The following is a 24,736-nucleotide window of genomic DNA, read 5'->3' as shown; positions in this document are numbered from 1 at the left end:
GCTCCGGGTCATGCGATCTCCAACCGGTATCCCACCTTATAGACCGCCACCAGCTGACGCTCCCAGCCCATCTTCTTGCGCAGGCGCTGCACATGAAGTTCTAAGGTTCTGCTATCTCCGTCATACTCTTCGCCCCACACTTTTTCATACAGACTTTCCTTGAACAGGGCGATATTTTTGTTTTGGATAAACAACACCAAAAGTCCGTACTCCTTATTGGTCAGCACCACGGGAATTCCTGCCTTGGTCACCATTCTGGCATCCATGTCCACCACCACATCACCGGCGGACAACTGCGCTCCCATCTTATGGAATCTGCGCAATACGACCTCCACTCTCGCCAGAAGTTCCACGACATCAAAGGGCTTCACCAGATAATCCTCTGCGCCAAGCCGCAGCCCCTTTACACGGTCCTTCACATCTCCCCTGGCTGTAATGAAGATCACCGGGATCTTCAAAGGTCTGATATATTCCATGATGTCAAAGCCATCCACTCCCGGAAGCATAATATCCAGCAAGATCAGATCAAATTTTTCTCTCTCAATGTATTCGATTGCCTTCATGCCATCCTGTACGCTTTTGCAAAAATATCCTGCTGCCGACAGATTCAGATCGATCAGATCACAGATCGGCTTTTCATCATCCACGATCAATATTTTTATCATTATGTCTGCCACCCCCAGTAGGCACGTATCTTCCCAACCAGTGCCTCTAAAGTGTCCTCCTCCGTACATTCATAATTTGCGGTAAAATCTTTGTCTTTTTCAAATCCGGCAGTCCGCTGATAATACACGGTGCACACGGTATCTACCAACAGTTCCCCCAAATCTCCCTCGTAACTGTATTTTGCAAATACCACTAGGTCCTTGAACCCATCGCCGTCCAGATCCTTCCCCTGGATTCCCTTCAGCGCATAGAGATTGTCATAATCCTCCATGGGCTGGAAGCTCCACACAATATTTCCCTGCTCGTCGATCAGGTAGATCATAAACACATCATATTCCGCCATCCGGTATACTCCGGGCACTACCTTCATTTTCCCCAGCTTTTCAAAATTACGGGTATAGCTTTGTTCCTCGATCACCCGGAAATTATGGCTGAGCAGTTCTCCGTATGTCTCCGCAGTGTAGAGGAATTCTGTGGAACGTCCGTCGCGTACGAAGTTCAGAATACACGCCGGATTTTTATTCATATCAAAGCGGTTGATTTTGTCCGAGATCCGATAGTCTCTGTAAAAGCTGCCATCCTCCTGGAACAGAACATCTCCCACTTTATAAGATTTCTCCTGATAATCTCCTCTGTCATTATGGCACTGGGCAATCAGAATAATATCCGTATCGCTGTCATTGTCCACATCCTGAAAAGATACCGATGCAAGCTTCTCTATGGGCTGCCGTAGTTCCCCCGGATAGCAGTAATTTGCCTCCAGCTGGTCCGTCTTGTACAGAATCTGTCCATTATCATCTGCGAGAAAAACTGCCAGTCTGTGATACCTCTTGTCCAATGCCGCATAGAACCAGACTTCATCCACTGCCTCCTCCGGCGTATCCTCCGGCAATTTCTGAAGCGGCATGGCAAATATCTGATCCTCTAACAAACGAAATCCATTTTCCTCCAGATCCGTGATCTTCTCTATGTTCTGAAGCCTGGACTGATACCTGACGTACTCTTCCGCCACCGATCCTGTGTTCCTTATGGCTGCAGTCACAGAAAAAGAAAAGGCGGGAACAAGCGTAAATAAAATTGCAAAGAGCATGATACATGCCATGATCAGCATGTTTTTTCTCTTCCTGTCTTTCGGCATGTTCCCACCTCCTTTGTATCCAATTTGTTCTATCTATACTTGCTTACTTTATATCCGGCAGATCATCGATAATAATATGTCTGGGCTGGCCTGTGATCATGATCGGGGTCAGTTCCGCCTGTATCAGAGGCTCGATATAGTTCTTCATCTCTGCTGTCACGTAATCTCCCTCTTCCGTAATCCAGGAACGGGGAACCTTTTTCTCCAGATTTGCTACCTTATGCACATCGTAGAGATCCGTAGTGCAGATATAGGGATCCTGGGATACTCTTTTCAGGATCACCATCTGACCGGTCTTGCCCTCAAAAGCTGCTTTTACCGCAGTACCGCCTACCTGATAAGCCTCGGTGATATCCACACGGGAAGTCAGATGTCCTGCACAGCGTTGCAGGGTAGACAGTTCGATAGCTCTGGACTTGCAGCCCAATTTTTCAATGATCAGGTCGGACAGATATTTACCGGTACCGGATAACTGCACATGACCGAAGGAATCGGTCTTGTCCGAGTGTGCGGACAATTCGCAGACATATCTGCCGTCTGCCGTCTTGATACCTTCCGATACAGCAATGACGATGGACTGTTTCTCAGCTACCAGTTTCTTTACTTTTTCCAGAAAAACATCCACATCGAAAGGAACCTCCGGCAGATAGATCAGATCCGGGCCTTCGCAGTCTTCACTCTTGGCAAGTGCTGCTGCACCGGTAAGCCATCCCGCATTTCTTCCCATGATCTCGATGACCGTCACGCTCTGCATCTCATAGATCAGACCATCACGTACCAGTTCCTTGGTAACGGTGGCAATATATTTTGCAGCGCTGCCGTAACCGGGCGTATGATCCGTACCCTCCAGGTCATTATCGATCGTCTTGGGCACACCGATAAAACGGATCGGACTGTCAACTGTCTGGGCATAATCGGAAAGCTTTTTTATGGTGTCCATGGAGTCATTACCGCCGATATAGAAAAATGCCGTAATCTCCAGTTCTTCCAGAATTGCAAATATTTTCTCATAGATAGCTTTATCTTCACTGCTCTCCGGCAGCTTATAGCGGCAGGAGCCCAGGAAGGATGCAGGTGTTCTCTTCAGAAGTTCCACATCCATATCGTTACGTATTTTCTCTCCAAGATCTACTATCTTTTTCTCCAAAAGACCTTGGATGCCGTAACGCATACCGTATATGGTATCCGCCCCCATATCCTTTGCTGTCTTATAGACACCGGCAAGACTGGCATTGATCACCGCGGTGGGACCTCCGGACTGTCCTACGATCACATTTTTCTTCATAACATTTTCTCCCTCTGTTCATTCCTTACCATAATAAAACACCCATCAATCGGAGCCTCCGGTTGATGGGTGTTCTCATTCTTAAGGTTCCGTCGAACCTATTTTACCAAACTTACTGTCTCTCTGGCAATAGCAAGTTCCTCATTCGTAGGAATTACCATTACAGTGGTCTTACTGTCAGGAGTGGAAATCGCGATCTCCTCGCCGCGCTTGTGGTTCGCATCCTCATCAATGGATACGCCCAGGAAGCCCAGATGCTCGCATACCAGGGAACGAACCAGAGGTGCGTTCTCACCGATACCTGCGGTAAAGCAGATCACATCTACACCGTTCATGGCTGCTACATAAGAACCGATGTATTTTGCTACACGGTAGCAATAGGTGTTCATTGTGCGGATGCAATGCTCATCACCCCTGTTATAACCATCTTCCAGATCACGGAAATCGGAAGACAGGTTGTTGGACAGGCCGTATACACCGGACTTCTTGTTCAGAACGGTCATGATCTCGTCGATGTCCTTGCCCTCTTTGTGAGCGATGAACTCCATGATGGCAGGATCAATATCACCGGAACGGGTTCCCATGATCAGACCTTCCAGGGGAGTCAGACCCATGGAGGTATCTACACATTTGCCGTTCTTCACTGCAGATACGCTGGCACCGTTGCCTAAGTGGCATACGATGATCTTCAGATCTTCGTACTTTTTGTCCAGAACCTCTGCCGCTTTCCTGGATACATAAGAGTGGCTGGTTCCGTGGAAACCGTAACGTCTGATCTTGTACTTTTCATAATACTCATAAGGCAGACCGTACATATAAGCTTCCTCAGGCATGGTCTGATGGAAAGCGGTATCGAATACAGCTACCATGGGAGTGGCAGGCATCAGCTTTTTGCAGGCATTGATACCGATCAGGTTTGCAGGGTTATGTAAAGGAGCCAGATCGTTACACTCTTCGATGGCCTTCATAACTTCATCGGTAATGATGGTAGATGCTGCGAACTTCTCTCCGCCGTGTACGATACGATGTCCTACGGCACCGATCTCATCCAGGCTCTTCACCACACCGGTCTTTTCATTGGTCAGAGCTTCCAGTACAAGACGGATTGCTTCGGTGTGATCCGGCATGGGAGTTACGGTCTGTTCCTTCTCTCCACCTGCAGGGGTGTATGTAATCTGGCTTCCCTCTATACCGATTCTTTCGCAGATACCCTTTGCGATGCATTTCTCGGTCTCAGAATCGATGAGCTGGAACTTCAGGGAAGAGCTTCCGCAATTAATAACTAAAATATTCATGGTAAATTCCTTTCTTTTTTAATCTGTCAGACTAATGTTCTATGATCTCATGCCACCCGGTAAGGGCAATACATGAATACGGTGCGGGACAGATATCCCGCACACGTTTATGGTTCTTATAATGATTATACCAGCTGTGCCTGCACAGCAGTCAGTGCTACAACACCAACGATATCCTGCCAGGAACATCCTCTGGACAGATCGTTAACAGGCTTTGCGATACCCTGCAGCATAGGACCGTAAGCTTCTGCGCCACCCAGTCTCTGTACCAGCTTGTAACCGATGTTACCTGCATCCAGGTTCGGGAAGATCAGAACATTTGCATGTCCGTTAACAGAGCTTCCGGGAGCCTTGGACTTAGCTACGCTGGGAACCAGCGCTGCATCCAGCTGCAGTTCACCGTCTAATGTCAGATGCGGATACTCCTCATGTGCAATACGGGTAGCTTCTACTACTTTGTCAACCAGAGCATGCTTGGCACTGCCTTTGGTGGAGTGACTTAACATAGCGATAACGGGCTTGGGTCCGATCAGGGACTTGAAGCTTCTGGAAGAGGTATCTGCGATAGCAGCCAGCTCTTCGGGGGTAGGATCCTGGTTCAGACCACAGTCAGCGAACAGGAAAGTTCCGTTCTCACCCTGATCCTTGAATACGGTATCCATAACAAAGAAGGCGGATACCAGCTTAACACCGGGTGCAGTCTTTAAGATCTGCAGTGCGGGTCTTAAGGTATCTGCGGTGGAGTGACATGCACCTGCTACCATACCATCAGCATCATTAGCCTTAACCATTACGATACCGAAGGTCAGGTAATCATTTAATAGGATCTCTCTAGCCTTCTCGGGAGTCATTCCCTTTGCCTTTCTTGTTTCATATAATAAATTCACATAGTCATCCAACTTGGGAGTTGTTTTCGGATTAATTACTGTTACCTTGGACAGATCAACCTCCAGCCAGCCTGCACCATCCATGATCTTCTCTTCATCACCGATCATAATGATATCAGCAATGCCCTCTTCCACGATACGGGCAGCAGCCAGTAATGTTCTCTTATCATTAGATTCCGGTAATACAATTGTTTTTTTGTCGAGTCTTGCTCTCTCTTTAATCATGTCAATGTATGACATATCCATTCTCCTTTCCGGCGGGGAATACCCGCTTCCTCCCAAATAACTTCTGTAAAGTTTTGGTTTTATCTTAACAAACCGATGTATTTATATTATACTAAATACATCTGAAGTAGACAAGGGCATAATGTTCGCAAAATTGTATATTTTCAGATACAACCTTTGAATTTTGATTACAAAATATGCTGATAACCATGCACATGTAAACGCTTTCAACGTATGTTATTTTTTTCACATACGCAGCTTGTATTTGTATTCGTTTTACCGTATATTTCTTTTCACGAAAGGAGCCATATTATGAAGGTCAATGGTATTGTCGCAGAATACAACCCTTTTCATAATGGTCATGCTTACCAGATGAAGCATGCCAAAGAAGCCACAGGCGCCGATTATACGATCATCGTTATGAGCGGCAACTTCATGCAGCGCGGTGCCCCTGCCCTGTTAGATAAGTTCACCCGCGTCAAAATGGCTTTGGAATGCGGTGCGGATCTTGTGCTGGAGCTCCCCACCTGCTACGCTGCATCGAGCGCGGAATTTTTCGCCAAAGGATCCGTTGCTCTGTTCGACAAGCTGGGAGTCACCACGAATCTATGCTTTGGCAGTGAATGCGGTAACATCGATACGCTCTCCCGGATTGCCGAGATCTTCTACACGGAGCCGGAACCTTATGTGGAATCCCTGCGCTGCAATCTCAAAAAGGGAATGTCCTTCCCGATTGCCAGGACCTGGGCTCTGTTGCAGTACGCTCCTTCATTAAGTGATGACAAGGATGTGCTGTCCTCTCCGAATAATATACTGGGAATTGAATATCTGAAGGCTCTGATGTCAAGGAACAGCAAGATTGTTCCCTTCACTACCACCCGTGTAGGTGCAGATTATCACGATAAGCGTCTGGGAACCAACCAGTGTTCCGCTATTGCCATCCGTCAGTCCGTGGCTGCCGGGCATGATCTTGCCTATCTTGCATCCCAAATGCCGGAAAATGCCTATGAGATATTGCGGACTTCTCTGGAGGAACAGAAGCCTCTGTTTGCGGATGATTTTTCCGCAGCGCTGCAATACAAGCTGCTGACAGAATACTCCGCAGGCTACGACAAGTATCAGGATATTTCCTCGGATCTCTCCGACCGTATCCGCAATACCCTGCCGTCCTTCACCGGCTTATCTTCTTTCTGCGATCTGCTCAAGAGCAAGGATATGACCTACACTCGTATCAGCAGATGCCTGTTCCATATTTTGCTGAATATGACCAAGGAAGAATTCGAGACCTGCAAGTCTGAAGATTATATTTCCTACGCCAGAGTATTGGGATTTTGCAAGGATGCAGCTCCTCTCCTTACCGAGATCAAAAAGAACAGCTCCATTCCACTCATTACCAGTTTGGCAGACGCAAGACAGACACTTCCCGCAGATGCTTTGCGTATGCTGGATCAGGATATTCTCCGGAATCAGATCTACCTGGGGCATCTGGCACTGAAGAATAAAAAAGAAATGGTGAATGAATACCGGACACCGATCGTGATTGTGTAAATTGAGAGTTAGTGAAATACCACCCGGATGACTTTGTTGTCTTCCTGGGTGGTATTTTTGTTTTGATGTTCCGATCTTTACTGCCTAAAATCCATTTTGTGCTTTATAAGCAGTAAATTTAATGCGATTTTCTTTTACAGCGACTGGTATTTACTGCCGGAATGGAAGCATCCTATCCGAAGCAGTAATTTTTAGAACGTTTTCATGGATTCTTCGATAAAAATACCGCTTGGTTTTCTAAAATCACTTTCCGGGCAGTATTTATACTTGCTTTGTTAACATAAGGTTGCCAACGACTAGATGAACTCCTTCTGTACCCTTCTTCCGACTCAGCGTGAATAGTTTATGGGTATGAGAAGCTTGTTTTGTTGCTGATACCCACGCTGTGGAAAGTTTGAGGGTATGAGAAGCTTGTTTCGTTGCTGATACCCACGCTGTGGAAAGTTTGAGGGTATGAGAAGCTTGATTTGTTGCTGATACCCACGCTGTGGAAAGTTTATGGGTATGAGAAGCTTGTTTCGTTGCTGATACCCATGCTGTGGATAAGTTTGAGGGTATGAGAAGCTTGTTTCGTTGCTGATACCCACGCTGTGGAAAGTTTGAGGGTATGAGAAGCTTGATTTGTTGCTGATACCCACACTGAGAAAAGTTTGAGGGTATGAGAAGCTTGATTTGTTGCTGATACCCACGCTGTGGAAAGTTTATGGGTATGAGAAGTTTGTTTTGTTGCTGATACCCAAATTGTGAAAACCGGAAGGTATAACAAGGAAATTATATATTCCAGAATGCCTGCGGCAGGCGTTCGCCGCATCACTGCATAAGTAAAGACAGCGATTTGTGCGCAAGCGCCCATCGCTGTCCTCACTATGCCTATGCGCGGCTCATTGCTCGCGTAACTCTCAATTTAGTTCTTAAAGCTATGGATGGGGGCAGGGATGCGTCCGCCGCGGTTGACAAAAGCATCACAGGAGAAGGTGTTCACAGGCATGATGGGCGCGTAGCCTAACAGGCCTCCGAATTCTACGGTCTCTCCCACTCCTTTTCCGATGACGGGAATGATTCTCACGGCAGTGGTCTTCTGGTTCACCATTCCGATGGCCATCTCATCCGCAATGATACCGGAGATAGTAGTTGCCTTGGTGTCTCCGGGGATGGCGATCATGTCCAATCCAACGGAGCAGACACAGGTCATTGCCTCCAGTTTTTCAATGGTAAGAGCTCCCGCATTGACAGCATCGATCATACCCTGATCTTCACTGACGGGAATGAACGCTCCGCTTAAACCGCCGACATAAGAGGATGCCATAACACCGCCTTTTTTCACCTGATCATTTAACAGAGCAAGGGCTGCGGTGGTTCCGGGTGCTCCGGCACGCTCCAGACCGATCTCACAGAGAATATCCGCTACACTGTCGCCGATAGCCGGGGTCGGTGCCAGGGACAGATCCACGATTCCGAAAGGAACATTTAACATCCGGGATGCTTCCTGTGCTACCAGCTGTCCCACACGGGTTACTTTGAAGGCAGTCTTTTTAATGGTCTCACAGAGAACCTCAAAATTCTCTCCGCGCACCTTCTCTAATGCAGTTTTGACAACACCGGGACCGCTGACACCGACATTAATGATCTTGTCCGCTTCGGTCACACCATGGAATGCACCTGCCATAAAGGGATTGTCATCCGGTGCATTACAGAACACAACCAGTTTTGCACAACCCAGGGAATCATCTTCCTTGGTATACTCAGCGGTTTCCTTCACCATCTCTCCCATAAGCTTGACCGCATCCATATTGATGCCTGTCTTGGTGGAGCCCAGGTTCACAGAGCTACACACACGCTCTGTGGTGGACAGCGCAAGAGGAATGGAACGGATCAGCAGCTCGTCTGCCGGAGTCATTCCCTTGCTTACCAGTGCAGAATATCCGCCAAGGAAATTCACACCCACTTCATGTGCTACTTTATCCAGGGTCTTTGCAATGCTTGCGAAATCCTCGATGGTGTGGCATGCGGCGCCGCCGATCAGCGCAATGGGCGTTACGGAAATTCTCTTATTTACAATAGGAATACCAAATTCTCTGGAGATCTCCTCTCCGGTCTTCACCAGATCCTTGGCTGCTTCGTAAATTTTGTTATAAATTTTCTCGTTTAATCTGTCCAGATCGGAATCGATACAGTCTAACAGACTGATTCCCAGTGTGATAGTACGCACATCCAGGTTCTCTTCCTCAATCATTTTGTTCGTCTCGGTTACTTCATATAAATTGATCATTACAGCTCCTATCTGCCCCTTCGGGTCTTTATGATTTATCGTGGGGCATTAGATGCGGTGCATCTTGTCAAAGATCTCTTCCTTCTGGCATTTGATCACTACGCCGATCTCTTCTCCGAGAGCAGCCAGTTCATCTGCCATGTCACCAAAAGGCTTCTGCATCTGATTGGTGTCAACGATCATCATCATATTGAAATATCCCTGTACGATGGTCTGGGAAATATCCAGGATATTGATGCCGTTCTCCGCAAGATAGGTACATACCTTTGCGATAATGCCTACTGTGTCCTTACCAACTACCGTAATAATTGTTTTTTTCATAATCGCCCTCATTTTCCGCATGATTTCATGCTATTATTTCTATCTATATTTCTATCTATTAAACTACACTTTGTTACATTTTGCAACCTTATGTTCATTCGCTGAACGCCAATCTATGAGCAAAGTGAGTCACGAAGTGACGTAAAACGTGCTGACGCGACTTTGCAAATAGCGCGGTCTGAAACATAATTAAGCAATATTGATGACCGGAGATACATTACTCCTGTCCGCCACCATCATTCGGAAATCCTCCGCCCGATAAGGATTCTCTCCCATGGTGATCTCCATGCGGACCGCCTCATAGGCCAGCTCGGGAAGATTATTTTCCTTGCTCAGATGTCCTAACACAATAGCCTGTAATTTATCATGTAAAATACGACAAAGAAGCTTTCCGGAATTTTCATTGGAAAGGTGCCCTCTCTCCCCTAAGATTCTCTGTTTTAAATAATAAGGATAAGGACCTACCTGCAGCATCTTCACATCGTGATTAGCTTCTACAAGCAAAGCATCCATCCCCTTCAGGCACTCCACGGTGTAATCGTTATACACGCCCAGATCCGTACAGATTCCGACTTTTTTATTCCCATATGCAATGCGATACCCTACAGGCTGTGCCGCATCATGTGAAATCTTCATGGGATTCACGGTCAGATCCTTGATGGTCAGTTTCACATCTTCCTTCACCTCACGGAACAGTTCCGGATCGATCTTCCCAAGATTTCCCATCTTCTGAATCTCTTCCAAAGTCCCGGGAGTAGCATAGATGGGCACATCGTATTTTCTAGCCATGACACCTAAGCCAGCCACATGATCCATATGTTCATGGGTCACCAGGATACCGTCTAAGTCTCTGCCGGTCAGTCCCAGACTGTTCAATCCGGCCTCCGCTTTTTTCCCGCTGATTCCCACATCCACCAGCAGATGCGTGGCTTCGGAACCCACATAAATACAATTGCCGCTGCTGCCGCTGGCAATACTGCATAATCTCATAATTTTACTAATCTCTTTTCTATCGCATTATTATTTCAAATTTTTCCAGTAGATCTCGATCACATCACCCTCAGTCAGTGTCTCCATATACTGTGCCGGACGGCCATTCAGATTTGTCACAATGGATCTTCCTGCGGACGCAGCGGAGCCCAGATCAAAATCAATATAATCAAACACATCCACAAATACATAGGAAGCTTTTCCCTGCATGATAATAGGCGTATGATTTACGATTACAGTCAGGGGATGCGGAAGCTGCGGCACCGTAGGTGTTTCCTGCACAGTCTGCGCCCCGGGCTCGTTTTTTCCCTCATCTGTCTGTGCTTCTGCTACCGTATTCTTCGGTTTTTCCACCGGATCCGGAACAGTAACACTCTCCTCCAGCAACGGATTCTCCATATCCCAACTAACCGTAAAATGTTCATACACTCTGGTCTCCGGCTGTGCCGCCGTATCATTGACTTTGATACCTGTCCCCAGTGGTACATCCAGGAATTCCGCAATTTCTTTTACGGTATAGGAATTGCGAATCTGGATATCATCTTTCTGACAAATATGATAAAATTCATTCTCTCTGCGGCCATTGACATCTGCCGTTCTGGGCAGACTGATCTGCCTGCCATTGACGTACACCGCCAGGGCATCTCCCATCTCCGGAAGACTTCCCAGTTCCATGACCGCCGCCACACCTTCCGTGGATGGCGTTATCACAATGTGATCCCCATTATGTACCTGCGTATACATATCCGCTTCTTCGTCATTGACGCGGATGACTGCTGCCTCTCCCTGTTCCCCCCTTACCATGCGGCTCTTACCGTTTACGGTAAATAAAAGAGCCTCTCCTCTTCTGGGGAACAGTTGATCATTGGGGAACTGCATCTGCATGGCCGCATCCGTCACGGACAACTTTCCATTATCATACAGCTTTACTCTTTCCCCATTGAATTCTACGAAAATAAAATTATTGCTCTGCACATAGTAGCTCAGGCAGATTCCGATCGGGGTTACCATCATGGCATCTTTTCTGGCATTTTCCAGTTCGAACACAATCGTCTGCATGACCTCCTGTCCACGGATTGCCACACGTTCCTTCACAATACCCAGCTTCGCCGCCAGCTTTTCCGTATAACCCGGCACCATTCCGCCACCGCCTACTACGAACACAGCGCTGACCGGTTTGTCTCCGTTTAACTCCTTTATCGTATCGGATACCATCTGCGTCATACGCTCAATCTCAGGATCCAGAAGCTCCAGTACCTCACCGGCGGTAATCGTCTGGGGCAGACCCATGATGTCTTCATATTCAATGATCTCCTGGGTCCTGCATTTTCTCTTGATCTGTTCCGCAGTCTCAAATTCTACCAGGCAATGTTGTACCAGGATATCCGTCAGGCTGTCCCCGGCTACGGGAATCATTCCGTACGCGGTTATGGTACCTTCTTTGGTAATGGAAATATCGCTGGTTCCCGCGCCGACATCCACCAGTGCCATATTTAACATCCGGAACTTTTCCGGGATAGCCACCTGAATGGCCGCAATAGGCTCCAGTGTCAGATTTGCCACATGTAAACCTGCAAATTCCACTGCCTTGTACAGTCCGTCCACTACATCATCCGGCAAAAAGGTGGCAATCAGATCCACCGCAATACTTTTTGCCTTATGTCCTTCCAGATTTCCCATCTGGTAGCCGTTCATATAATACCGCATAGGCGTATAACCTACACAATAAAATTTCATATCTGTGTCCGTATTACTGTTTTGGAATTCCTCATAGGCTTTTTCGACACCCATGGTACACAGAGAATAAATATCTTCCTGTAAGATTTCTCGATCATTTTCAAACGTATGCTCCACATAGGTCGTAACCGTGCGCAGTACACGGCCTGCTGCCGCAATACAGACATCCGTCAGTTCTCTCCCCAGATCTTCCTCCAGCTGTTCCTTTACCTGAGAAATCGTCTCACCGACCTTGCCGATATCATGAATCTGTCCATCCAGCATGGCTCTCGTCTCATGCTCTTTGGAACGCTGTGCAAGCACATGGAACTTTCCGCCGTTTAAGTATCCCACCGTACCTACGATGCTTCTGGTCCCAATGTCCAGTCCGAATATCAACTGTCCCTGTTTTTCTTTTACTCCCTCCATGTATATGCCTCCAGTTTCTGTCTGATCTGTCTGTAACTGTTCTCCAGACTGTCGCTGTTATCTATGACGAAATCACAATGTTTCCGGAATTCATTCTCCGAAAGCTGCGAAGACATGATCCTATCGATTTTCTCCGGTGTGTATCCACGACTTACGGACAGACGTTTTCTGCGTACCTCTTCCCTGGCATAAATATACCACATCTCATCCACGACTTCACCGAAACCGTTCTCGATCAGAAGGGCTGCCTCGACGAAAAACAATTCCACATCTCCCTTGGCACGCGCCTCCGCCAGCCGGTCAGCCAGATATTTTTTCACCGCCGGATGAATGATCTGATTTACTTTTTCCAACAATGCGGGATCCGCAAAAATTTTGGCCGCCATGGACGGTTTATCGATCTGTCCGTCCGCACGCAGAATATCTCTGCCCAGCAATTCCACCAGTGCCTGATACCCTTCCGTTCCCGGTTCTTTTACTTTATGTCCGATATCATCTGCCAGATAGATCTCGCATTTATAATGCTGACCGATGTATTTTAAAATTTCCGTTTTTCCGGCACCCACGCCGCCGGTAATTCCTATAAAACGCATTTATTTTGCCTCGTACCAGTCTTTTCCCGTGTGCAGATCGATCTCCAGCGTAACCGCCAGATCTGCAGCAGATTTCATGTTCTCTGTAAGAATCTCCCGAACTCTTGCTTCTTCTTCCAGTGCTGTCTCGATCAAAAGTTCATCATGCACCTGTAAAATCAGTCGTGACTTTAATTCTTCCTCTTTCAGCGCTTTCCATACTTTGATCATGGCGATCTTGATAATATCCGCCGCGGTTCCCTGAATGGGTGCGTTCATTGCCACACGTTCTCCAAAAGATCTCTGCATGAAATTAGACGATGACAATTCTGGAATCGGTCTTCTCCTGCCGAACATCGTTTCCGTGTAGCCTTTATTCTTCGCATCCGCCACCAGTTTATCTATAAATTCCTTCACCTTGGGATAGGTTTCAAAATACTGTTCAATATACTGCGCCGCTTCTTTTTTGCTGATGCTGAGATCCTGGCTCAGTCCAAAGGAACTGATGCCGTAGACAATACCGAAATTTACAGCCTTGGCATTACGTCTCTGCAGATCCGTAACCTCTTCGAAAGGAGTATGGAATACCTTGGATGCTGTGATCCGGTGAATATCCTCTTCCTGTCTGTAGGCATCGATCAGCTGCTCATCTCCGGACATATGGGCCAGTACACGCAATTCGATCTGCGAATAATCCGCATCCATGAATTCATATCCCTCCCTGGGGACAAATACCTTGCGGATCTTTCTGCCCAGTTCCATACGCATGGGAATGTTCTGCAGATTCGGTTCTGTGGAACTGATCCGCCCGGTGGCTGTAATGGTCTGATTGAAGTTCGTATGAATTCTTCCATCCGCCTCGATAAAAGCTGCCAGCCCGTCCGCATAGGTTGATTTCAGTTTTGTAAGTCCTCTGTACTCCAGAATATCCCGCACAATCGGATAATCCGCAGACAACTTCTCCAGCACATCCGCTGCGGTAGAATAACCGGTCTTCGTCTTTTTCCCGCCCGGGATCTGCATCGTCTCGAACAGTACCTCACCTAATTGTTTGGGGGAATTAATATTAAAATCAACTCCAGCCTGTTCGTGTATTGCATGCTCCAGTTCTTCAATCCGGGCAACCAGCGCATCACCGTAAGATTTCAATTCCTCTCTTCTGACAGCCACGCCTTCCTTCTGCATATCGTAGAGTACCAGCGACAGAGGCATTTCCATCTCATTCATGAGCCGCTTCATGCCTGCTACCTCCAGCTTGTCCTCGAGCACTTTCCTACACTTTACGGATACCCAGGCCCCATAACAGGTATATTCCGCGGCTTTTTTTCTCTCTTCCGAAAGCAATGTCCGGAAGGATCTCTTTCCAAATACTTCCGCCTTTCCCTGGATCATGATCCCCAGATGCTCTGAAGCAATGGACTCCGGATCATAATCATTTTTCAGAGGATTCAATAGATAGGCAGCTATGAGAATGTCAAAATATTGTTCGGTACCGCTGTGGTCCAGATAATCGTACTGACGCTTTACATCAAATGTAGCAATCCGGAGTCCTTTCACGGAAGAAAGTTCCTGCAAGGCTGCCGTGATCTCTGCCGTTTCATCCACCGTCTGTTTCACCTCTTCAAACAGGCTCAACTGCCCCCCCGGTTCCTGCTCCCGCTTCAACGCATAAAATACCGTTTCCGCATCCGGCACAGATACTGACGCTCCCAGCAGTTCTTCCTTCTTTGTATTGGATCCCACCGCCGGTTCCGTGATCAGCCACAGACCGATTTCTTTTTGTTTCTTGGCTTTTTTTAAAAAATCCAGGAATTCTTTTTTCTCCTCAATGATCCGAAAGTTCTCTGTGATTTTTGTGTCTGTGGCAGCAGCATTCTTCTCGAATCTGCCGAGCAGATTCTTAAATTCCAGACGCTTGCACAGGGTATACGCTTCCGGTGTATAGAATCCTTCGGCTTTTGCCTGATCGTAATCCAATTGCAGATCACAATCTGTCTTGATCGTAGCCAGTGTCTTACTCAGTTCTGCCAGATCCTTGTGTTCTATCAGCGACTCCCGAATACTTTTTTTCGAGATTTCCTCTACGTGGGAATAAATATTATCCAGCGAGCCATATTCCACCATCAGCGCCTGGGCTGTCTTCTCTCCCACCTTAGGCACTCCCGGTATATTATCCGCCGTATCCCCCATCAACGCTTTCAGTTCAATAAACTGCAACGGAGTCACCTGATAGGCTGCCTGCACATCCGCAGCATAATAATCCTCAATTTCCGTTCTTCCCTGTTTTGTCTTCGGAATGCGGATCTTGATATGATCCGTGGCGATCTGCAACAGATCCCTGTCACCGGATACCAGCGATACTTCCATTCCCTCCTGCTCTGCTTTCTTTGCAAGGGTTCCCAGAATATCATCCGCTTCCAATCCAGCCTGCTCCATGATGGTAATATGCATGGCCTTCAGGACTTCCTTCATGACCGGCACCTGCTGTCTTAATTCCTCCGGCATGGGTTTTCTCGTTCCCTTATACGCCTGATACATCTGATGACGAAAAGTCGGTGCATGAACATCAAATGCCACTGCCAGGTAATCCGGCTTTTCCTCTTCCAGAATTTTAAACATAATATTCAAAAAACCATAGATGGCATTTGTATGCAGCCCTTCCGCATTGCTCAGATCCGGAACTCCGTAAAATGCCCGGTTCAATATACTGTGTCCATCGATCAATACCAGTTTCTGACTCATCATCTAATCTGTCCTATCCTGTTTCTGCTATTACATACAATTACATGCTACGAGATGATCCATCCTAGAAATCCCAGGAGAAAAATCACCGTGATCACTTCCAGTACGGCTCCTGCCTTCAAAAAAGACATATGAATCTTCACCTTGCGCTTTGCCTCCGTCAGGCGAATCTCCAGTTCTCTCTGCAGGTCAAAAGCATCACCGTCTTCCAGACGCTGCATACCTTCCGTCACCAGGAACTGAATCACCAGTTCTTCCTTACATCCGGGACATTCCTGCATATGTTCTCCAAACTCCTGTAACGTCAGGAAATCAAGTTTCCCGGCTATAAATTCAGGAATATTTTTTTCAAATTCTTTGCAATTCATGCTTCCACCCTGTTTGCTTCCATCACTATAGGTCGTATTCCCCTATACCCATACACATCTACTATACAACATCTTGTGGAAAAAGACTAGAAAAATAGTATCCATATTTGGGAAAAAAACTCTTGTCAAGCTTTTCAATCTATGTTAAGATAAATTCCGTTGTGAGTGTTTGATTAGCCGGCGTGTCGGAATGGCAGACGAGGCAGACTCAAAATCTGTTGGTGGCAACACCGTATGGGTTCAAGTCCCATTGCCGGCAGTATGCGCAGAGCTTAAGGTTCTGCGCTTTCTTTTTCCCTTTTTATACTCGAATCCCATTTCCTGCTTTTTCCATTTTATTGCCAATCATCCCCTATGGATAAATTGTTACAAAATTGTTACAATTCATTTGTGCTTAGCTAACACAGACGTAACCGGACACCATGCAACAGGAAAAGGAGGAAGAAAGTATGTGTTTCAGATTCATTAACTGTTCTCAGTGGTTGAATGCATTTTGCGGCTACTTTAATTTCGGCTGCTAATATTGTTTTCGATGAATAGAGCGTGACCCTGCCGCGCACACTGCAAAAAGGCTCTCCCTCCCGGGATGAGCCTTTTGATTTCTATACCGTTTATGAGAATTTATACGTTTTTACCGGTAGTCATAACGGATGGTAATGTCATTGTCACATACCCTTACTTCCGCAAGGCTTCCTGTCACAATAGGCATCATCGGTGCCAGATGTCCCAGATCCACATCCATGATCACAGGAACATTCTTCTCACCAGCTACAGAGAGGATCGCCTGATACTGATCCAGTCCCATCATCTCCTGTCCAAAACACAAGGGTCTGCCGATCAGGAAACCTTTGACATACCGGAACCACCCGGCTTCCTCCATCTGCCACATCGCTCTACGGATTGCAAAAACATTCAGATCACAGGCTTCTAAGAACCAGATGATTCCGTCCTCTTTATATTTTTCCAGAAAAGCTCCTGTTTTATCAAACCGGGTGCCCAACAAATTCACCAGACAATCCATGCATCCACCTAAAAGTCTTCCGGAAAATTGAATTTTCTGTCCGGCTCCTGCTGCCTGTCTGCCCAAAAAGCTTTTCAATACTCTGGTTTCTGTCGTGTTGTAGGGTAATAGCGGATGTTCCTCGTTTTTCAGAGATTCCTTTTCCCACTTGTCGTAACCGTGTACTTCCTTCGTCTCTCCCTTCAGCAGGCCAAATGCATCCGTTAACGACAAATGCCAGGGTTCCATACCGAATGCCGCTGCGCAGGGTCCATAAACAGATGCCGTGTCACAGATGGTTGCCAGCAGATAGGTCATGTTAGTATTGTCGGAATATCCCAGATACCACTTGGGTTCTGCCGCCTTCAGGCGTTCAAAATCCACATGACTCATAGTCTCACACATCAGTTCGCCGCCTCCGCAGGAGATCAGACAGTCGTTTTCTCTGCTACAATAATACTCGGTCAGTTCCTGACCGCATTTTTCCGGTGTATTACTGATACCGATCCCCTCTCCCGCATAGCAGTTGGGTCCCAGTTGTAATTGGTAACCCATTTCACGGAACTTTTTCTGTGCATTACCAAAGGCACTGTAATAAGGTTCTATCTGACAGCCAAAAGAAGGGGCCACGAATCCGATGGTCCCTCCCTGCTGTATATTTTTCGGATATCTCATTGCTTCGTATCCTCCTGTATATACTATGCATAAACGATCACTTCGTACTCTGCACTTTCGAAATCGCAATGTCCATTCGCATTCCGGGATATCGCCCTCCTATGGGTAAGAGTTATGCGTCAAAGTCAATCTTGTTATAAATATCGAAGCAGTCAAACGTTGCGAAATAATCTCTGGGTGTCTCAGCACGGCGGATCATTTCCACACTGCCATCTTCTTTTAACAGAAGTTCCGCAGACTTCAACTTACCATTGTAGTTATATCCCATAGCAAACCCATGTGCGCCGGTATCGTGAATTGCGATATAGTCACCGATGTCAATCTTCGGCAGCATCCGGTCAATGGCAAATTTGTCGTTGTTCTCACACAAAGAACCGGTCACGTCATACTTATGATCGCAGGGTTCGTTCTCCTTGCCCAGTACGGTGATGTGATGGTACGCACCATACATGGCAGGACGCATCAGGTTCACAGCGCAGGCATCCACACCGATGTATTCCTTGTGTGTGTGCTTCTCATGGATGACCTGGGTTACAAGATGTCCGTAAGGCGCCATCATGTAGCGGCCAAGCTCCGTATAAATTGCAACATCACCCATACCGGCAGGTACCAGAACCTCCTCGTATACCTTACGCACGCCTTCGCCAATGGCCCGGATATCGTTAGGCTCCTGATCCGGACGATATGGAATTCCGATACCACCGGACAGATTGATGAAGGTGATATGCGCGCCGGTCTCTTCTTTCAGCTTCACTGCCAATTCGAACAGTTCTCTCGCCAGTGTGGGATAATAGTCATTTGTTACCGTATTGCTGGCAAGGAAGGAATGAATACCGAAATTCTCCACACCCTTTGCCTTCAGGATCTTATATCCCTCGAACATCTGCTCCGTGGTGAAGCCGTACTTGGCATCTCCCGGATTGTCCATGATGTTATTACTGATGGAAAAATATCCGCCGGGATTGTAACGGCAGCTTAAGGTCTTGGGCAGATAACCGATGGTCTTCTCCAGGAAATCGATATGGGTGATGTCGTCGAGATTAATGGTAGCACCGATTTTTGCCGCATATTCAAATTCATGGGCCGGAGTATCGTTGGATGAGAACATAATGTCCTCTCCCTTTACACCCATGGCATTGCTCAGCATCAGCTCTGTCAGAGAGGAGCAGTCACATCCGCAGCCATATTCTCTCAAAATATTGATCAGGAACGGGTTGGGAGTCGCCTTCACTGCAAAAAACTCCTTGTACCCCTTATTCCATGCAAATGCCTCTTTCAGTGCTTTTGCATTCTCACGGATTCCCTTTTCATCATAGATATGAAACGGTGTGGGATATTTTTCTACGATCTTTTCGATCATTTCTTTGGTAACAAATGCCTTTTTTTCCATAAGTATCTCCTCTAAGTCTATATTTATTACAATAAAGTACTTCTCATCTCTTCCGGAGTCAGAGTACTTAAGTATGCGGGAGCAACATCAAATACGGTCTTGCAGCCCTTCTGACCTTCCTGGTTCATACGATAGGCTGCTCTTGCATAAGCAGTCAGTACACAGGAAGTAAATTCCGGATTGGAATCCAGCTTTAAGCTGTATTCGATCACATGATCATGCTCACCGTTTAAGCCGGTCTTGCCGGTACGCAATACGAATCCGCCATGAGGAATCCCTGCATGATCTCTCTGCAGCTCTTCCTCTGTGATGAAATGTACCGTGGTATCATAGTCTGCAAAATAGTTAGGCATAGTCTTGATCTGCTCTTCAATCTGTGCCTTGTCTGCGCCCTCTTCTGCTACCACAAAACACTCTCTGGTGTGCTTCTGTCTGGTGGTCAATACCGGATTTTCACAATTCCTGACAGCTTCCAATGCGGCTTCTACAGGAATGGTGTACTGCTTGGCGTCCTTAACCCCGGGGATACGGCGGATAGCGTCGGAATGTCCCTGGCTGACACCCTTCCCCCAAAAAGTATAGTCACTGCCGTCTCTTAAAATGGCATTGGCATACAGTCTGTTCAGAGAGAACATACCGGGATCCCAGCCTACGGAGATCATAGCTACCTTGCCGCCTTCCTTAGCAGCAGTATCTACCTGTGCAAAATGCTCGGGAATCTTCGCATGCGTATCAAAGCTGTCCACCACATTAAAATACTTTGCATACTCTGCGGTCTGCTTCGGCAGATCGGTTGCGGAACCTCCGCACAGTACCAGTACATCGATCTGGTCCTGCATGGACAGTAACTGATCTACATTGTATACCTTTACATCTGTTAAAGTCTTCACTGTAGCAGGATCTCTTCTGGTGAATACTGCCACCAGCTCCATGTCATCGTTCTGCTTTACCGCACATTCCATTCCTCTTCCTAAATTACCATAACCTAAAATTGCAACTCTGATACTCATTTTCTATCCCTTTCTTTTTATAAATTATTTGCATATGGAAACACCATTTCCATTCTTCCACAACAGAAAAAGTGTTGTAAGCTTTATTCATTCCGGGCAATTCTGATCAGGGCGATCTCGTTGCGCATGGCATCCTTGAAAACTCTGACAAAATTCTTCTGACCGCTGTAGAGACAGGCATCATCACTCTTCCCGGTCACCGTACCGGTAAGAATATACTCGGAATCTATAATAAGACGGATTTGATCTGACCGCTGTTCCTCTTCCTCCGGCTCTCTGAAATGCTCCGGTACACGGTATTGTATGATACCGCCACGTAATTCTTCGTCTTTGGAAAAAAGTTCTTTATTATCCTCTGAGATCAGGACTACTTTTTTCCCTGCCTTCACCAGTTCCCGAATTTCCTCTGTCCATTCTTCCAAAAAAGCTCCTGTTGCGGAAAAATAGATCCGCATTTCCGCTCCGAGAATCATATGCCGGATTTTATCACAGATGTGCTCATATCCTTCAATGGTTATGTACCCTTCCCGGGGGAGAGACTTTTTCGGGCCGTCGGCCACCAGTCGCTCCTTTACTTTCATCAGATACCGGACCCTGTTATCACAAAATTCGGGGAGTGCCACAGCCAGATATTTGGAAGATGTCCCTTCCATCACGTAAGCAGCACCATGCTCCACCAGAGATGCCAGTCCGTTATACACATTGGACCTGGATATTCCGGTCAGCTTCGCCACCTCATATCCTGTTAATTCCTCATTTTTCAGAAGACACAGGTATATTGCAGCTTCCTGCCTGCTCAGTCCAAACAGAGTAAGTTGTTCTACGATTGCCGCTTCTTCCATGAGCCCTCCATTAGTAGTTCTTTACAGGAACACTATAGTAAGGAATTCTTGTTTTGTCAATAGGGGAAATGATTATTGAGAAAAGATGTCAGTAACTTGAGAGTTACGAGCCATGCAAAGTCAAAACAGAAACAGCGATCTGGGAGCTTGCTCACAAGTCGCTGTTTTTGTTTTTGACTTTATACTGTGCGTCCAACGGACACACTCGACAGCCCTCAATGAAATAAATGTGGAGCGCCCTTTGCGACACATTTATGAATTGGGTGCATGGCTCGTAACGTAGGGGCGCCGTAGACAGGACAAATTCCGCCTGTGCCCATTTTTCCGCCGCAACGTGGGCACAGGTGACAGGGGCAAGCTTCTCTGTACCCTTCTTCCGCCGCAGTATGGGCACAGATGACAGGAGCAAGCTTCTCTGTGCCCTTCTTCCGTCGCAGCGTGGGCACAGGTGACAGGGGCAAGCTTCTCTGTACCCTTCTTCCGCCGCAGCGTGGGCACAGGGGACAGGAACAAACTTCTCTGTACCCTTCTTCCGCCTCAACGTGGGCACAGGAGATAGAATCAAGCTTCTCTGTACCCATTCTTCCGCCTCAACGTGAATAGTTTATGGGTATGAGAAGCTTGTTTCGCTGCTGATACCCACACTGTGGAAAGCTTGTGGGTATCAGCAGCTTGTTTTGTTGCTGATACCCACGCTGTGAAAAGTTTGTGGGTATGAGAAGCTTGTTTTGTTGCTGATACCCACACTGTGAAAAGTTTGTGGGTATGAGAAGCTTGTTTCGTTGCTGATACCCACGCTGTGGAAAGTTTATGGGTATGCGAAGCTTGTTTTGCTTCTGATACCCACGCTGTGGATAGTTGGAGGGTATGCGAAGCTTATTCTATTGCAGATACCCAAATCGTGAAAACCGAAGGTATAACACGGAAGCTTTATATTCCAAAACGCAGAACTCCCGGAGTATGCGGTGCCATGTCGAAGATGTTTGTCGGAGGATGTTGATATTTTCTAGAAAAGTGCTGAAAGACAGGGGGAAAGCGGACACGATGTCCGCGTCAGCCGATTGTCGACATGGATGTCGACTGTAGGCGGCCCCGTCATGACGAGAACTACTCATCACTTTTCGTAGAAAATTCACATCCGGAGACCTTACATCGAGACATGTGTATCGCATGCTCCGGGAGTTCGTGGATTTTGCCAATGTATTCAACTAACTTTCAATTTACCTTTCCTCTCCCATGAAAAACAGCGCCAGTGTTCCGGGACCGGAATGGGATCCAATGGTAGGTCCGACATAATTGATCAGGAAGCTGTCGATTCCGAACCGCTCCTTCACCAGGTCTCTTACCAGTTCCGCCGCCGGAAGATCATCCCCGTGGCTGATGAACACAATATCATTCTGATCACGGTAAGAAACCATTTTCTCTTCCATATAATCCACCAATGCATGCAGGGATTTTTTCCGTCCTCTCACCTTGCCGATGACAATCAGATGTCCTTCATCATCCACATGGAGCTTGGGTTTAATACCTGCTAATGTTCCCACGACTGCTGTCGCCCTGCTGACACGACCCCCGCGATAGAGATGATACAGATCATCCACGGTAAATACATGCACCAGATGCAGACGATTATTTTTTACCCACTCTGCCACTTCTTCCAAGGACTTACCCTGGTCTCTTAAGGTAACTGCCTTATGCACTAACAGTCCCTCTCCCAAAGAAGCACACAGGCTGTCAATGACAATGATCCTGCAATCCGGCTGTTCCTCCATAATCTCTTCCGCTGCTACGCGCATACTGTTATAGGTACCGCTCAATCCAGAAGAAAAGGCGATACACAGGATCTCTTTGTTCTCCTTTAAATATTTCAGGAAATGATTCTTTGCTTCCTCCGGATTCACCTGGGAAGTGGTGGGCATTTTGCCGTTTCTCATCAGTGCATAGAACTCTTTCTCGGGAAGTTCCTGTCCCTGCCCATAAGTCACACCATCCATAATATAACTGAGATTTATACATCCAAGGTCATGTTCTTGCAGATATTCTGCGGGGAGATCTGCTGTACTGTCTGTAACGATTTTAAACATTGATTGCCTCCTGATATTATAAATTTTATGGCTCTTCTTTTGCGCCATTATATCATTGACAAGCAACCTTTTCAATTTTGCCAGCAAAAGTGATACATTTTGTCACATTTAGTATCCTCATAACTAAGTTCCATCCGTCCATCGACATACTGCATGTTCTGTGGCATAAAAAGTCCCCCTTTGGGTACATATCACAACTTCATCATGTCCCATTCGGGGGATTTTACTCTTATGAATTATTTTGTAGTACTTCCGAAGCCACCGTTGCGAATGCCTTCCGCATCATCGTCCTCTGTGATACCGTACTGCATGAAAATTCCCTGGGCAAATCCGGTTCCTGCAGGGATCTCCACTGTCTTGCCCTCGTTAGAATCATTGGTGATCTTCATGAAAATATGACCTTCATTGTCCGAAAAGAAATAATCGCTGTCAATGATGCCAACCGTATTGTTCATCTGCAGTCTGTATTTAAAGCCCAGGCCGCTTCTGGGGTAGATCTGCAGTACCCAGTCTTCCTGCATCTCCGCCCGGATACCGGTCGGGATCTTAATAGTCTCTCCGGGTGTCAGTTTAAAAGTAAACGGGGCAAAGAAATCATATCCGGCGCTTCCTTTCGTAGCTCTCTTCGGAAGCTTCAGAGCCTCGTACATTTCCTTGATCTGTTCCTCCGTATACTTCGGATATTCCTCCTGCATGGCAGTCATAAACTGTGCAGGACTCACAAAATGAAATTTAGCAATTCTATGCATGGTTAATCTTTCCTTTACTTATAATCTCCGCAGTACAGTACTGCATCTTCCGGATGTTCTCCGGCAAGTGTCTTCTTCACATCGATCACCCTCTGGTTCTTACTGCCCTTCCACAGAAGCTTTACATCTTTTTCTTCCACATGGAACTCTCCGTCCACCACGACATCCACATATTGCATGATCGGCAGATCGTAGATGTCCTCCCAGCTGTCTCCGGTATACATCCAGATCGTCTTCGTGGGGTATTTTTCTCTGATCTCATGCATCAGCTCTCTCACATCAGCGCGGTTCACGGGATGCATGGGATCTCCGCCGGAAAATGTGATTCCGGAAATATATGGCTTCTCCAGCTGCTCAAAAATCTCCTGTTTCGCAGCCTCATCAAATAAAAGCCCTCCGTCGGGATCCCACGTAATGGGATTCTGACATTCTCTGCAGCAATGGTTACATCCTGCTACCCACAGTACGACCCGCAGACCATCGCCGTTCAGCATATCGTCCCTGGTTATATTATGATATCTCATTTATCTGTCCA

21 protein-coding genes and 1 tRNA gene are annotated in these 24,736 nt (G+C 46.9%); 2 read left to right on the top strand and 20 right to left on the bottom strand.

Translation table 11 applies throughout. From position 1 onward, the window contains the following. Positions 1-8: 8 nt before the first annotated feature. The 5 genes from H9Q77_RS07055 to pta form a co-directional block, all read right to left on the bottom strand. The gene (locus H9Q77_RS07055) at positions 9-665 is read right to left on the bottom strand and encodes a response regulator transcription factor (RefSeq protein ID WP_249326988.1); all 657 of its coding nucleotides are present in this window, start codon (positions 663-665) and stop codon (positions 9-11) included. Continuing rightward, positions 665-1,804, bottom strand: a complete 1,140-nt coding sequence (locus tag H9Q77_RS07050; protein WP_249326987.1) for an FG-GAP repeat protein — start codon at positions 1,802-1,804, stop codon at positions 665-667. The genes H9Q77_RS07055 and H9Q77_RS07050 overlap by 1 nt, the downstream gene beginning before the upstream one ends. Positions 1,805-1,847: 43 nt before the next feature. Further along, positions 1,848-3,089 carry a 6-phosphofructokinase gene (locus H9Q77_RS07045; RefSeq protein WP_249326986.1) on the bottom strand — a complete coding sequence of 414 codons (1,242 nt, stop codon included), beginning with the start codon at positions 3,087-3,089 and terminating at the stop codon, positions 1,848-1,850. 98 nt (positions 3,090-3,187) lie between these two features. After that, positions 3,188-4,384 (bottom strand): acetate kinase, encoded by a 1,197-nt coding sequence (locus H9Q77_RS07040; protein ID WP_249326985.1) that lies wholly within the window; start codon positions 4,382-4,384, stop codon positions 3,188-3,190. A gap of 125 nt (positions 4,385-4,509) precedes the next feature. Further along, positions 4,510-5,511, bottom strand: a complete 1,002-nt coding sequence (gene pta / locus H9Q77_RS07035; protein ID WP_249326984.1) for a phosphate acetyltransferase — start codon at positions 5,509-5,511, stop codon at positions 4,510-4,512. 297 nt (positions 5,512-5,808) lie between these two features. Between pta and H9Q77_RS07030 the strand changes: the two genes are divergently transcribed. Next, positions 5,809-7,044 carry a nucleotidyltransferase gene (locus tag H9Q77_RS07030; RefSeq protein ID WP_249326983.1) on the top strand — a complete coding sequence of 412 codons (1,236 nt, stop codon included), beginning with the start codon at positions 5,809-5,811 and terminating at the stop codon, positions 7,042-7,044. Positions 7,045-7,540: 496 nt separating this feature from the next. Here the strand turns inward: H9Q77_RS07030 and H9Q77_RS07025 are convergent, their stop codons facing one another. The 8 genes from H9Q77_RS07025 to H9Q77_RS06990 all read right to left on the bottom strand — a co-directional run bounded on the left by H9Q77_RS07025 (position 7,541) and on the right by H9Q77_RS06990 (position 16,451). Beyond that, complete coding sequence (locus H9Q77_RS07025) at positions 7,541-7,897, bottom strand: hypothetical protein (RefSeq protein ID WP_249326982.1); 357 nt, start codon at positions 7,895-7,897, stop codon at positions 7,541-7,543. A 51-nt stretch (positions 7,898-7,948) separates the two neighbouring features. Then, complete coding sequence (locus H9Q77_RS07020; RefSeq protein WP_118548124.1) at positions 7,949-9,313, bottom strand: PFL family protein; 1,365 nt, start codon at positions 9,311-9,313, stop codon at positions 7,949-7,951. A gap of 48 nt (positions 9,314-9,361) precedes the next feature. After that, positions 9,362-9,634 (bottom strand): ACT domain-containing protein, encoded by a 273-nt coding sequence (locus H9Q77_RS07015; protein WP_022153987.1) that lies wholly within the window; start codon positions 9,632-9,634, stop codon positions 9,362-9,364. A gap of 189 nt (positions 9,635-9,823) precedes the next feature. Beyond that, a complete protein-coding gene (locus H9Q77_RS07010) occupies positions 9,824-10,624 on the bottom strand; it encodes an MBL fold metallo-hydrolase (protein ID WP_148446668.1) in 801 nt (266 codons plus the stop codon). A 30-nt stretch (positions 10,625-10,654) separates the two neighbouring features. Further along, positions 10,655-12,769 (bottom strand): cell division protein FtsA, encoded by a 2,115-nt coding sequence (locus tag H9Q77_RS07005; RefSeq protein WP_249326981.1) that lies wholly within the window; start codon positions 12,767-12,769, stop codon positions 10,655-10,657. Further along, entirely contained in the window at positions 12,757-13,362 is a 606-nt protein-coding gene (gene coaE, locus H9Q77_RS07000) for a dephospho-CoA kinase (protein ID WP_022153984.1), read from the bottom strand. Before coaE ends, H9Q77_RS07005 begins: the two co-directional genes overlap by 13 nt. After that, a complete protein-coding gene (polA, locus tag H9Q77_RS06995) occupies positions 13,363-16,083 on the bottom strand; it encodes a DNA polymerase I (RefSeq protein WP_249327140.1) in 2,721 nt (906 codons plus the stop codon). A gap of 47 nt (positions 16,084-16,130) precedes the next feature. Next, a complete protein-coding gene (locus H9Q77_RS06990; protein WP_022153982.1) occupies positions 16,131-16,451 on the bottom strand; it encodes an anti-sigma factor family protein in 321 nt (106 codons plus the stop codon). Positions 16,452-16,627: 176 nt separating this feature from the next. Here H9Q77_RS06990 and H9Q77_RS06985 point away from each other — a divergent pair. Next, positions 16,628-16,710: transfer RNA gene (locus tag H9Q77_RS06985), tRNA-Leu, on the top strand. 372 nt (positions 16,711-17,082) lie between these two features. Here H9Q77_RS06985 and H9Q77_RS06980 read toward each other — a convergent pair. The 7 genes from H9Q77_RS06980 to nrdG all read right to left on the bottom strand — a co-directional run bounded on the left by H9Q77_RS06980 (position 17,083) and on the right by nrdG (position 24,725). Beyond that, complete coding sequence (locus H9Q77_RS06980; protein ID WP_249326980.1) at positions 17,083-18,126, bottom strand: S66 family peptidase; 1,044 nt, start codon at positions 18,124-18,126, stop codon at positions 17,083-17,085. A 112-nt stretch (positions 18,127-18,238) separates the two neighbouring features. Continuing rightward, positions 18,239-19,516 (bottom strand): diaminopimelate decarboxylase, encoded by a 1,278-nt coding sequence (locus H9Q77_RS06975; protein WP_022153980.1) that lies wholly within the window; start codon positions 19,514-19,516, stop codon positions 18,239-18,241. Positions 19,517-19,542: 26 nt separating this feature from the next. Then, complete coding sequence (locus H9Q77_RS06970) at positions 19,543-20,526, bottom strand: diaminopimelate dehydrogenase (protein WP_118548134.1); 984 nt, start codon at positions 20,524-20,526, stop codon at positions 19,543-19,545. Between the two features lie 83 nt (positions 20,527-20,609). Further along, positions 20,610-21,368, bottom strand: a complete 759-nt coding sequence (locus tag H9Q77_RS06965; RefSeq protein ID WP_249326979.1) for a TrmB family transcriptional regulator — start codon at positions 21,366-21,368, stop codon at positions 20,610-20,612. A 1,220-nt stretch (positions 21,369-22,588) separates the two neighbouring features. Beyond that, positions 22,589-23,452, bottom strand: coding sequence for a DegV family protein (locus H9Q77_RS06960; protein ID WP_249326978.1), 864 nt, complete (start codon positions 23,450-23,452; stop codon positions 22,589-22,591). A gap of 236 nt (positions 23,453-23,688) precedes the next feature. Further along, positions 23,689-24,201, bottom strand: a complete 513-nt coding sequence (locus tag H9Q77_RS06955; RefSeq protein WP_118547206.1) for a dCTP deaminase/dUTPase family protein — start codon at positions 24,199-24,201, stop codon at positions 23,689-23,691. Positions 24,202-24,215: 14 nt separating this feature from the next. Further along, positions 24,216-24,725, bottom strand: a complete 510-nt coding sequence (gene nrdG, locus H9Q77_RS06950; RefSeq protein ID WP_249326977.1) for an anaerobic ribonucleoside-triphosphate reductase activating protein — start codon at positions 24,723-24,725, stop codon at positions 24,216-24,218. Positions 24,726-24,736: the final 11 nt, after the last annotated feature.

The organism is Simiaoa sunii (assembly GCF_014337175.1).
In the GTDB taxonomy this organism is placed as follows: Bacteria; Bacillota; Clostridia; order Lachnospirales; family Lachnospiraceae; genus Acetatifactor; species Acetatifactor intestinalis.
Note: the sequence above shows the minus strand (reverse complement) of the source record. Positions and strands in the feature narration are given on the sequence as shown.

Bases quoted from the DNA above. Each gene is read 5' to 3' on its own strand.
- H9Q77_RS07055 (WP_249326988.1), bottom strand. From the start codon at position 665: ATGATAAAAATATTGATCGTGGATGATGAAAAGCCGATCTGTGATCTG.
- H9Q77_RS07050 (WP_249326987.1), bottom strand. From the start codon at position 1,804: ATGCCGAAAGACAGGAAGAGAAAAAACATGCTGATCATGGCATGTATC.
- H9Q77_RS07045 (WP_249326986.1), bottom strand. From the start codon at position 3,089: ATGAAGAAAAATGTGATCGTAGGACAGTCCGGAGGTCCCACCGCGGTG.
- H9Q77_RS07040 (WP_249326985.1), bottom strand. From the start codon at position 4,384: ATGAATATTTTAGTTATTAATTGCGGAAGCTCTTCCCTGAAGTTCCAG.
- pta (WP_249326984.1), bottom strand. From the start codon at position 5,511: ATGTCATACATTGACATGATTAAAGAGAGAGCAAGACTCGACAAAAAA.
- H9Q77_RS07030 (WP_249326983.1), top strand. From the start codon at position 5,809: ATGAAGGTCAATGGTATTGTCGCAGAATACAACCCTTTTCATAATGGT.
- H9Q77_RS07025 (WP_249326982.1), bottom strand. From the start codon at position 7,897: ATGGGCGCTTGCGCACAAATCGCTGTCTTTACTTATGCAGTGATGCGG.
- H9Q77_RS07020 (WP_118548124.1), bottom strand. From the start codon at position 9,313: ATGATCAATTTATATGAAGTAACCGAGACGAACAAAATGATTGAGGAA.
- H9Q77_RS07015 (WP_022153987.1), bottom strand. From the start codon at position 9,634: ATGAAAAAAACAATTATTACGGTAGTTGGTAAGGACACAGTAGGCATT.
- H9Q77_RS07010 (WP_148446668.1), bottom strand. From the start codon at position 10,624: ATGAGATTATGCAGTATTGCCAGCGGCAGCAGCGGCAATTGTATTTAT.
- H9Q77_RS07005 (WP_249326981.1), bottom strand. From the start codon at position 12,769: ATGGAGGGAGTAAAAGAAAAACAGGGACAGTTGATATTCGGACTGGAC.
- coaE (WP_022153984.1), bottom strand. From the start codon at position 13,362: ATGCGTTTTATAGGAATTACCGGCGGCGTGGGTGCCGGAAAAACGGAA.
- polA (WP_249327140.1), bottom strand. From the start codon at position 16,083: ATGAGTCAGAAACTGGTATTGATCGATGGACACAGTATATTGAACCGG.
- H9Q77_RS06990 (WP_022153982.1), bottom strand. From the start codon at position 16,451: ATGAATTGCAAAGAATTTGAAAAAAATATTCCTGAATTTATAGCCGGG.
- H9Q77_RS06980 (WP_249326980.1), bottom strand. From the start codon at position 18,126: ATGAGATATCCGAAAAATATACAGCAGGGAGGGACCATCGGATTCGTG.
- H9Q77_RS06975 (WP_022153980.1), bottom strand. From the start codon at position 19,516: ATGGAAAAAAAGGCATTTGTTACCAAAGAAATGATCGAAAAGATCGTA.
- H9Q77_RS06970 (WP_118548134.1), bottom strand. From the start codon at position 20,526: ATGAGTATCAGAGTTGCAATTTTAGGTTATGGTAATTTAGGAAGAGGA.
- H9Q77_RS06965 (WP_249326979.1), bottom strand. From the start codon at position 21,368: ATGGAAGAAGCGGCAATCGTAGAACAACTTACTCTGTTTGGACTGAGC.
- H9Q77_RS06960 (WP_249326978.1), bottom strand. From the start codon at position 23,452: ATGTTTAAAATCGTTACAGACAGTACAGCAGATCTCCCCGCAGAATAT.
- H9Q77_RS06955 (WP_118547206.1), bottom strand. From the start codon at position 24,201: ATGCATAGAATTGCTAAATTTCATTTTGTGAGTCCTGCACAGTTTATG.
- nrdG (WP_249326977.1), bottom strand. From the start codon at position 24,725: ATGAGATATCATAATATAACCAGGGACGATATGCTGAACGGCGATGGT.